This window comes from Longimicrobium sp., assembly GCF_035474595.1.
Taxonomy (GTDB): domain Bacteria; phylum Gemmatimonadota; class Gemmatimonadetes; order Longimicrobiales; family Longimicrobiaceae; genus Longimicrobium.
This window is the reverse complement of sequence record NZ_DATIND010000109.1, coordinates 1-8,472: the sequence shown is the minus strand read 5'-3', so window position 1 is coordinate 8,472 and position 8,472 is coordinate 1. Positions and strand designations below refer to the sequence as shown.

12 protein-coding genes and 1 pseudogene are annotated in these 8,472 nt (G+C 72.2%); 9 read left to right on the top strand and 4 right to left on the bottom strand.

Annotated features, from left to right (window positions below):
- From VLK66_RS20035 to VLK66_RS20000, 8 genes and pseudogenes are all read left to right on the top strand, one after another.
- Positions 1 to 314: pseudogene (locus tag VLK66_RS20035) on the top strand (hypothetical protein); the annotation flags it as partial.
- 482 nt (positions 315 to 796) lie between these two features.
- Positions 797 to 1,417 (top strand): superoxide dismutase, encoded by a 621-nt coding sequence (locus VLK66_RS20030; RefSeq protein WP_325311246.1) that lies wholly within the window; start codon positions 797 to 799, stop codon positions 1,415 to 1,417.
- A 251-nt stretch (positions 1,418 to 1,668) separates the two neighbouring features.
- A complete protein-coding gene (locus tag VLK66_RS20025) occupies positions 1,669 to 1,872 on the top strand; it encodes a hypothetical protein (protein ID WP_325311245.1) in 204 nt (67 codons plus the stop codon).
- A 249-nt stretch (positions 1,873 to 2,121) separates the two neighbouring features.
- A complete protein-coding gene (locus VLK66_RS20020) occupies positions 2,122 to 2,331 on the top strand; it encodes a hypothetical protein (RefSeq protein WP_325311244.1) in 210 nt (69 codons plus the stop codon).
- 97 nt (positions 2,332 to 2,428) lie between these two features.
- Positions 2,429 to 2,665 (top strand): hypothetical protein, encoded by a 237-nt coding sequence (locus VLK66_RS20015; protein ID WP_325311243.1) that lies wholly within the window; start codon positions 2,429 to 2,431, stop codon positions 2,663 to 2,665.
- 97 nt (positions 2,666 to 2,762) lie between these two features.
- Positions 2,763 to 2,996, top strand: coding sequence for a hypothetical protein (locus tag VLK66_RS20010; protein ID WP_325311242.1), 234 nt, complete (start codon positions 2,763 to 2,765; stop codon positions 2,994 to 2,996).
- A 99-nt stretch (positions 2,997 to 3,095) separates the two neighbouring features.
- Entirely contained in the window at positions 3,096 to 3,329 is a 234-nt protein-coding gene (locus tag VLK66_RS20005) for a hypothetical protein (protein WP_325311241.1), read from the top strand.
- A gap of 114 nt (positions 3,330 to 3,443) precedes the next feature.
- Positions 3,444 to 3,686 carry a hypothetical protein gene (locus VLK66_RS20000; protein ID WP_325311240.1) on the top strand — a complete coding sequence of 81 codons (243 nt, stop codon included), beginning with the start codon at positions 3,444 to 3,446 and terminating at the stop codon, positions 3,684 to 3,686.
- A gap of 95 nt (positions 3,687 to 3,781) precedes the next feature.
- On the opposite strand, the gene VLK66_RS19995 is transcribed toward VLK66_RS20000, so the two are convergent.
- The 4 genes from VLK66_RS19995 to mazG form a co-directional block, all read right to left on the bottom strand.
- Complete coding sequence (locus VLK66_RS19995; protein WP_325311239.1) at positions 3,782 to 4,852, bottom strand: hypothetical protein; 1,071 nt, start codon at positions 4,850 to 4,852, stop codon at positions 3,782 to 3,784.
- 218 nt (positions 4,853 to 5,070) lie between these two features.
- Positions 5,071 to 5,664, bottom strand: coding sequence for a hypothetical protein (locus VLK66_RS19990; RefSeq protein WP_325311238.1), 594 nt, complete (start codon positions 5,662 to 5,664; stop codon positions 5,071 to 5,073).
- A complete protein-coding gene (locus tag VLK66_RS19985) occupies positions 5,661 to 7,181 on the bottom strand; it encodes a HAMP domain-containing sensor histidine kinase (RefSeq protein WP_325311237.1) in 1,521 nt (506 codons plus the stop codon). The genes VLK66_RS19990 and VLK66_RS19985 overlap by 4 nt, the downstream gene beginning before the upstream one ends.
- Before the next feature lie 210 nt (positions 7,182 to 7,391).
- Complete coding sequence (mazG, locus tag VLK66_RS19980; protein ID WP_325311236.1) at positions 7,392 to 8,216, bottom strand: nucleoside triphosphate pyrophosphohydrolase; 825 nt, start codon at positions 8,214 to 8,216, stop codon at positions 7,392 to 7,394.
- 23 nt (positions 8,217 to 8,239) lie between these two features.
- Between mazG and VLK66_RS19975 the strand changes: the two genes are divergently transcribed.
- A partial coding sequence (locus VLK66_RS19975) for an alanine racemase (protein WP_325311235.1) occupies positions 8,240 to 8,472 on the top strand: 233 nt, incomplete at its 3' end.

The window sequence follows — 8,472 nt, the reverse complement described above, 5'->3', positions numbered from 1 at the left end:
CCGAGCCCACGCGCGGCGGCCGCGGCGGAATGATGCGCGGCAGCCAGTCGCGCGGCGGCGGCTACGGGGGCGGGATGGGCGCCGGCGGCAGCCGCTCGGGCGGCGGGATGGTCGGCAGCGGCAACCGCTCCGGCAGCGGCTTCATGGGAGGCAACCGCTCGGGCGGCGGGATGAGCGCCGGCGGCCGCGGCACCACGCAGCGCTCCGGTGCCGAGGGGATGGGCGGGGCGACGAACCTCGGCTCGCAAGGCGGCGGAACCGAGTTCGGCAGCGGCTCCAGCAACGCCGGCGACCAGGGCGACGGCAACAGCTGATCGTCCCGGTCGCGGGATGCAGAGGGGGAGGCTTCCGATCGGGGGCCTCCCCCTTCGCTGTCGTGCTCTCCGCGCGACGGGAGCCCTCGTCCCCCGGTCTTCTCCCGGCGCGACGATGCGGACCTCGGCGATGGACGGCATCGCCTGCCGACCCGCGGTTGCGTGAGGGATGCGCGCCCGGAGGGCCGGGACGGCGCCGCGCGTGGGAGGATGCCGGCGAATCGCGCGGATGCACGGCGCGGCGGTGGCCCGGCGCGGTTGGCAACGGTCGTATCGTTGCCTACCGCGCGCGCAGCCCGGTTTGGCGCCTCGGCGCCAAACACGCCCGAGCCCGCCGTTCATGCCGATCGCCGGCCCCGCGAAAATCATCTCCGCGGCACCGGTGGCGAAAAATTTCCAGCGGGATACATTCTCCCCCCGGAGCCTCTCTCGTGGAGGTGTGGGGAGGGGAGTTGGACCAGAAACCCGATGGGAGGTGCGTGATGCCGTTCACCCTGCCGGATCTGCCGTACGCCTTCGACGCGCTGGAGCCGCACATCGACGCGAAGACGATGGAGATCCACCACGACAAGCACCACAAGACGTACGTCGACAACCTGAACGCCGCGCTGGAGAAGCACCCGGAGTTCCAGGCCGGCGACGACGTGGACGCGCTGCTGCGGCGCATCAACGAGGTGCCCGACGACATCCGCGGCGCCGTGCGCAACAACGGCGGCGGGCACAGCAACCACAGCCTGTTCTGGCAGATCATGGGGCCCGGCGGCGGGGGCGACCCCACCGGCCCCATCGCCGGCGCGATCGACGCGAACTTCGGCGGCTTCGCGGGGCTGAAGGAGAAGCTGGTGGCCGCCGGGAAGGGGCGCTTCGGGAGCGGGTGGGCGTGGCTGGTGTGGGACAACGGGCGCTTGGCGGTGACCGACACCGCCAACCAGGACAGCCCGCTGATGGAGGGCAAGTTCCCCATCCTGGGGATAGACGTGTGGGAGCACGCCTACTACCTGAACTACCAGAACCGCCGCCCGGACTACCTGGACGCGTGGTTCAGCACGGTGAACTGGGACGAGGTGAACCGCCGCTACAAGCAGGCGGCCGGCGCCAGCTGACGCCTCGCCGCGGATCGATCGTGACGCGCCCCCGCCGGACCTGCCGGCGGGGGCGCTTTTCGTCGCCGCCGTCCACCGCGCGAACGTTCGCCGGCACCCGTTTCCATCAGCCGATGGAGGCTGATAGCCTGCTGGTGAAACAGAGCGGGGCGTAGATGGGGACGCGGGTTGCCGCGGGCCCGCATCCTGCGGCGCTTCCCGGCCCGGCGCGCCGCACGGGCGCGCACGGTCCCCCGAACGGAGAGGGCACGATGAAGAAGCTGATGCTGGATGTCGGGACGCTGGCGGTGGAGTCGTTCGACATGGGCGAGAACGCCGCCGGGCGCGGCACCGTGCGCGGCCACGACACGCGCTACACCGAGTTCTGCAACACGCGTACGTGCGGCGTGCTGACGCATTGCGGCTGCCAGGTGGACGACCCGGGGCCGTTGGAGCGGCAGGAGCCGGCCGAGTAGGCGGCGGATCGACACGCGTAGCACTTCGCGCCCCCTTCCGGCGCGCCGAAACGGGGCGTCTGCTACGCGCGTCGGAAGCACGCGGGCCGAGATGCGGCGAAGACTTGCGCGATATCCGGCGCGGGATGATGTTCCGTCGCCCGCCGCGCCGTTGGGGCCCCGGTGCGCACCATCTGGTTCCGGAGCATCACGAAGGGCGCGGCGGGCGCGGCAATTTTCCGTCATCCCCACACCGAGGGAGAACACCGAATGCGCAAGCTCACGCTCCAGCTCGAAGACCTTACCGTGGATTCGTTCACCGCGGGCGAGGCCGAGGACCGCCGCGGCACCGTGCGGGGCCACGACACGCGCGTCACCGAGTTCTGCTCGATGAAGCCGTGCAAGCCCAGCAGCGTGTGTCCCACGGTCGACACCTGCGCCCGCCACGACGACGACGCCGAGCAGCTGCCGCCGAAGTAGCGTGCCCTACGCCCCTCGCCGATCCCGGCGAGGGGCGGTCGTGTCTTTCGCGGCCACGCCGCCGCGAGGCATCTCCATTCCAGCACGGAGGCCCACGATGAAGAAGCTCACGCTCCAGCTCGAAGCCCTGCGCGTGGACACGTTCGAGACCGGCCTGGCGGAAGACCTCCGGGGCTCGGTGCGCGGCCACGACACGCGCGAGACCGAGTTCTGCCCCACGCCGTTCAAGCCCTGCCTGCCCACGCAGGCGTGCCCCACGCGCTACACCTGCGCGCGGCACGACGACGAGCAGCTCCCCGCCGCGCTGGGCGAGCCGCAGCTGCCGCCGAAGTAGCTCGACCGACCGCCCCCGCCGCGTATTGCCGGCGGGGGTGCGTCCGCCCGCCGCGGCGCGGGCGGCGCATGTCCAACCTCGATCCCGGAGGCCAAACATGAAGAAGCTGATGCTGGAGCTGGACGCGCTGAGCGTGGAGTCGTTCGACACGGGCACCGGGGCCGCCCGCGGCGGCACCGTGCGCGGCCACGACACGCGCGAAACCGAGTGGTGCTACTCCACGTACGTGGGCTGCAAGCCCACGGTGGGCTGCGTTTCGAACCTCACCTGCGCGCGGCAGGAGGACGAGATCCCCGCCGCGATGGGCGAGCGCCAGCTCCCCCCGAAGTAGCGTCCAGGCAGGGCGATTCCCCGCGCCTCCGCCGGTCCGCCGGTGGCGGCGCGGTCCGTCCCTCCGATGCGGATCACCCCTCACGAACTGGAGACCGCGATGAAGAAGCTGACGCTGGAGCTGGACGCGCTGAGCGTGGAGTCGTTCGACACCGGGGCCGAGGCGGCCGGCGAGGGCACCGTCCGCGGCCACGACACGCGCATCACCGAATGGTGCCAGTCGACGTACGTGGGGTGCAAGCCCACGATCGGCTGCGTGTCGCGCCTCACCTGCGCGCGCGAGGACGACGAGATCCCCGCCGCCATGGGCGAGCCGCAGCTGCCGCCGAAGTAATCCCGATCCCGATCGCCTCCGCCGCGCATCCGCCGGCGGGGGCACCCGCATCACCCCCCTGCCTCGCGACTCCCGCGAGGCATCTTCATCCCCAAAGATCCGGAGATCCCACCCATGAAGAAGCTTACGCTCGGGCTCGACGCGCTGCAGGTGGAGTCGTTCGACACCGGCGACGCCGGCCGCGGCGGCACGGTGCGCGGCCACGACACGCAGTACACGGAGTGGTGCAACTCCACGTACGCCGGGTGCTCGGTGAAGCACTGCGAGTCGCAGATCGATTCCTGCGACCCGTGCAACCTGACCCCGTTCTGCGCCGAGACCGACCTCTGCGCGGAAACCGAGGCCCCGGTCTGCTGATCGGGCATCGCCAACCGCGATCTCACGCGGAGACGCGGAGACGCAGAGAACTCATCACGCGGTGAGCTCTCCGCGCCTCCGCGTCTCCGCGTGAGTCATCCCCACTTTTCGAGGAAGCGCATCAGCGCCGCTTCCTCGGGATAGTAGCGGCCGGGGTTGGCGTCGTCGTCGGGGCGCGGAAGCTCGCGCATGAGCGGGGCGATGGTGCGCCCCTGCAGGTAGCGGTCGAACACGGCGGGGTGGATGTACGCGCTGCGGCAGACGGCGGGGGTGTTGCCCAGCTCCGACGACACCAGCTTGCAGGCCAGCACCACGTTCTGCCTGGCCTCGCGCTCGCTCTTCGCGGGGCCCAGGTCGGCCAGGATGGTGGCCGCGCGCACCGTGCCGCCCCAGGTGCGGATGTCCTTGGAGGTGTACCGCTCCCCCACCACCTCCTTCAGGTAGCGGTTCACGTCGGTCGCGGTGACGCTCCGCACCTTTCCCTCCTCGTCCACGTACTTGAACAGCCGCGCGCCGGGAAGCTTCATCACCTCCTGGATTACCTCCACCAGCGGCGTGTCGGCCACCACCTTGCGCGTGTCGATGGACTTCTTGCCGATGTAGCGGAAGAGCAGGTCGTTGCCGCTGATGCGCAGGTGCTTCCGGCGCAGCGTGGCAATGCCGAAGGTCTTGTTGCGCACCGCGTACTTCTCGCTGCCGATGCGAAAGAAGCCGCGCTGCATGAGCCGGACGATGAGCGCCAGCACCTTGCGCCGCCCCACGCCCGGCTCCTTCAGGTGCACCTCGGTGGCCTCGCGCAGGCGGGGGAGGTCGCGGGCGTACTGCAGCAGGCGGCGGTACTTGCGGCGGGCGCCCTTCGCCACGGCGTCGGGGTGATAGCGGTACTGCTTGCGCCCCGCGGCGTCGATCCCCCACGCCTGCACCTTGGCGCCCGCGCCGGCGGCGATGTGCACGTCCGTCCACGCGGGGGGGATGGCGAGCGCGCGGATGCGCTCCAGCGCCGGCTCGCTGCGCAGCGGCTTGCCGTCGCCGCGCAGGTAGGTGAAGCCGTCGTCCGGGCTCCCCGCGCGCCGCCACCACCGCTCCGCCGCCGGCTTCTTCGCCGCCGGACGGGGAGTGCGGGAGTGCGGGAGTGCGGGAGTGCGGGAGTGCGTCGTCGTCGCCATGCGGACCGCGCAGATACAAGGAATGTTCCGACCCCCGGGAACGGCGATCTCACGCGGAGGCGCGGAGGCGCGGAGGTCCTCGGCGAGTTTCTCCGCGTCTCCGCGTCTCCGCGTGAGATCCAGCGAGGTCGGGAAGATGCAGAAGAGGAGCGGAAAACGATGAGTTCTCCGCTCCTCTGCTTCCCTGCGTGAGCCCTGCGGTCCTGCGGTTCAGCCGTTCAGGGGCGTCGCGGCGCCAGCGTGTTGCGGATGCGCTCCAGCTCGGTGCGCAGGTCGCGGATGGTGTCGCCCCGCTCCGAGAAGCCGCGGCGCAGGCGCGCCAGCTCCGCCGCCGACGCGCCCCCGCTTTCGCCCGGCTGCGTGACGGTGCGGGTGACGGTGGTGGTGTCGCACCCGCCGGCCAGCCCCGGGGGGCGGTCGCCGCAGGGAACCCGCATCTGCCGGACGAGCCCCAGCAGCGTTCCCGCCTCGCGCCGGTAGCCGCCGCGCAGCGACCGCGCCGAGTCGTCGGCCACGTAGATGGCCAGGTGCTGCTCCGCCGCGCGCAGGTCTGCCCCGGCGCGCGGGTCCAGGTTCAGCAGCCCCAGGAAGTAGCGCGACTCGTGCCCCTCGTGCGTCCGCGGATACTCGGCCGCCAGCCGCTGGTACAGCGCCTCGGCCACGCGCAGCGAGTCGTGCGAGTAGGCGTCGAACGCCTGCCGCCACAGCTGCTCGCGCGCGCCGCCGCCCGGCTCGCGCGGGCCGCGCCCCAGGCCGAGCGTGGCGCAGGCGGACAGGAGCGGCACGGCGAATATCAGGCGCAGCGTCTTCATCGGCGCACGGCAGGGGCATGGGGCTCGGCGGCGCGCGGGGCGGGCGGCCGCTCGGGGAGGGTCACTCGGAACATCGTCCCTTTTCCGACCTCGCTCTCTGCAGTGATCGTGCCCCCGTGGGCCTCCACGATCTCGCGCGCGATGGCCAGCCCCAGCCCCGACCCCACCGAGCGCGGCTGCGCGCTGTTGTCCACCTGGTAGAACTTCTCGAAGATCTTGGGCAGCTTGTCGGCCGGGATCCCCACCCCGCTGTCGCGCACCGCCACGCACAGCCCCGTGCCGTCGCGCTCCGCGTCGAGGGCGATGCGGCCGCCGCGCTCGGTGAACTTGAAGGCGTTGGACAGGATGTTCCCCAGCACCTCGTTCAGCCGGTCGGCGTCGCCCTCGATGTTCACCGGCGCGTCGCCGGCCACCTGCACGTGGAAGTCGATGCCGTTCTGGAAGGCCAGCACGCGGAAGCCGCTGGTCAGCTCCTCCAGGAAGTCGCGCACGTTGATGCGGCGCAGCTCCAGCCGCCCGCCCCCCGCCTCGAAGCGGGAGATGTCGAGCAGCCGGTGCACGAGGCGGGTGAGGCGGTCCACCTGGTCCGACACGGCCTCCAGCGTCTTCTTCTGCTGGTCGTTCACGCTCCCGTAGATGCCGTCGGCCAGGAGGGAGACGTAGCCGCGGATGACGGAGAGCGGCGTCTTGATCTCGTGGCTGGCCACCGACACGAACTCGGCCTTCAGGCGGTCCAGCTCGGCCAGCTGCGCCGTCATGGTCGAGAACGAGCGCGCCAGGTCGCCGATCTCGTCGGGCCGCTCCACCGGGATGCGCACGTCGGGCTCGAAGTCGCCCTCGGCCACGTGGCTCATCCCCCGCCCCAGCTCGTCGATGGGGCGCAGCATGGCCCGCGTCATCAGGATGCCGATGATCACGGTGAGCGCCAGCGACAGCGCGAGCGCCACGAGCGTGGTGTTGCGCGCCGCCGTGGCCACGTCGGACGCGCGCCGCACCCGCTCCTCGGCCTCGGCGCCGATGGCCTCGTCGATGGGCTTCAGGCGTTCGGTCATTCCCCGGTACGCCGGGTCGGCGTAGGTCCCGCGGAACCGGTCCTGGTCGTCGGGCGTGGGAAAGGGGAGCAGCTGGAACTCCCGCCGCACCACGCTCTTCAGCGTCTCCCACTGGTGCCGCGCGTCGGTCACCGCGCGGCGGTAGGCGGCGCCGTGCGGCCGCCGGATCAGCGCGGCCAGGTCTCGGTCGCCGGCGGCCATGGCGTCCTCGGCCGTCCCGCGCCACGAGTCCGCCTTGGGCCGGTCGATGTTGATGAGCACCACCGCGTTGTCGTCGGCCGACTGCAGCGCCTCGAGGTTCTTGCGCAGGCTCCCCAGGTTCGAGGTGGCCTCGGTGTCGCGCACCTTCAGCTCCGACGCGATGCGATGCACGGTGCCCAGCGACAGCAGCGCGTAGGTGGCGGGGATGCCCATCACCACCACGGTCGCCAGCAGGGTCAGCACGATGCGCTGCCGGAGCCTCATCGCCCCTCCCGCGCGACGGGGGAGCGCGCGAGCGGCGCGAAGGGCATCGCCCCGCGCGCTGGATCGTCCACCGAAGAGATCGTCTTCCCGAGAAGGGTCATCCGTCCGCCGAAGCCTGCCTGTGCGGGGCGCGCGCGGAAGCCGATGCGCGCGGGGAGGTGACGACGCGGCGGCGCCCGCCGTCACCGCCGGAGTCACGCAAGAGGCGTGTCACCCCTCGCCGGTGCCCGGGGTTCCGCCGCCCGCCCGCTCGCGGCGCTTCACCTCGTCCCAGAGCACGTCCAGCTCTTCCAGCGTTGCCTGGCCGAAGACCAGCCCGCGCTCCGCCGCCAGCGCCTCGACCGCGCCGAAGCGCCGCGCGAACTTCTCGTTCGCCCGGCTCAGCGCGGACGAGGGATGCGCGTCGGCCAGCCGCACCAGGTTCACCACGGCGAAGAGGAGGTCGCCCAGCTCCTCCTCCACCTTCGCCGGGTCGCCCGATTCCAGCTCGTGGCGGGCCTCGTCCACCTCCTCGCGCACCTTGTCCCACGCGCCGCGCCAGTCGCTCCAGTCGAAGCCGAACTCGGCCACGCGCGCCTGCACCCGGTAGGCGCGGGTGAGGGGGTCCAGCCCCGAGGGAACGGCGTCCAGGATCGACTCCGCCGCGCCGCGCTCCGCCCGCTCGCGCGCCTTGATGGCCTCCCACGGCTGGTGCGCGCCGCCGTACAGGTGCGGGTGCCTCCGGCGCATCTTTTGCTCGACCGCCGCCACCACGTCCTCGCGGCCGAAGAGCCCGTCCTCCTCGGCCATCACGACCTGGAAGGCCACGTTCAGCAGCAGGTCGCCCAGCTCGTCCCGCACCGCCTCCGCGTTGCCCGCGGCGATGGCCCGCGCCGCCTCGTGCGCCTCCTCGACGAGGTAGGGCTGCAGGGACGCGGGGGTCTGCGCCGCGTCCCACGGGCAGCGCGCGCGGAGAAAGGCGGCCAGCGCCAGCGCGCGGTCGAAGGTGCCGCCGGGGGGCGGCAGGGGCGGGTTTTCGGCTTGCGACGGGCTCACAGGCGGCCTAGAATACCGGTTTCGTGTCCGATCCGTCAACCGCGGTTTCGAGAGCCTGGGTCGAGGTGGACCTGGGCGCGCTGAGGGCCAACCTGCGCCGCGTGCAGCGCGCCGCGCCGGGCTCGGCCCTGGTTCCCATGCTCAAGGCCGACGCCTACGGGCTGGGGGTTCCGCACGTGCTCCGCGCCGTGATCGAGGCGCTGGCGCCCGGCGGGCCCTGGGCCATCGGCGTGGCGGCCACCAGCGAGGGTGAAGC

Bases quoted from the DNA above. Each gene is read 5' to 3' on its own strand.
- VLK66_RS20020 (WP_325311244.1), top strand. From the start codon at position 2,122: ATGCGCAAGCTCACGCTCCAGCTCGAAGACCTTACCGTGGATTCGTTC.
- VLK66_RS20015 (WP_325311243.1), top strand. From the start codon at position 2,429: ATGAAGAAGCTCACGCTCCAGCTCGAAGCCCTGCGCGTGGACACGTTC.
- VLK66_RS19985 (WP_325311237.1), bottom strand. From the start codon at position 7,181: ATGAGGCTCCGGCAGCGCATCGTGCTGACCCTGCTGGCGACCGTGGTG.
- VLK66_RS20030 (WP_325311246.1), top strand. From the start codon at position 797: ATGCCGTTCACCCTGCCGGATCTGCCGTACGCCTTCGACGCGCTGGAG.
- VLK66_RS20005 (WP_325311241.1), top strand. From the start codon at position 3,096: ATGAAGAAGCTGACGCTGGAGCTGGACGCGCTGAGCGTGGAGTCGTTC.
- VLK66_RS20010 (WP_325311242.1), top strand. From the start codon at position 2,763: ATGAAGAAGCTGATGCTGGAGCTGGACGCGCTGAGCGTGGAGTCGTTC.
- VLK66_RS19995 (WP_325311239.1), bottom strand. From the start codon at position 4,852: ATGGCGACGACGACGCACTCCCGCACTCCCGCACTCCCGCACTCCCGC.
- VLK66_RS20025 (WP_325311245.1), top strand. From the start codon at position 1,669: ATGAAGAAGCTGATGCTGGATGTCGGGACGCTGGCGGTGGAGTCGTTC.
- VLK66_RS19990 (WP_325311238.1), bottom strand. From the start codon at position 5,664: ATGAAGACGCTGCGCCTGATATTCGCCGTGCCGCTCCTGTCCGCCTGC.
- VLK66_RS20000 (WP_325311240.1), top strand. From the start codon at position 3,444: ATGAAGAAGCTTACGCTCGGGCTCGACGCGCTGCAGGTGGAGTCGTTC.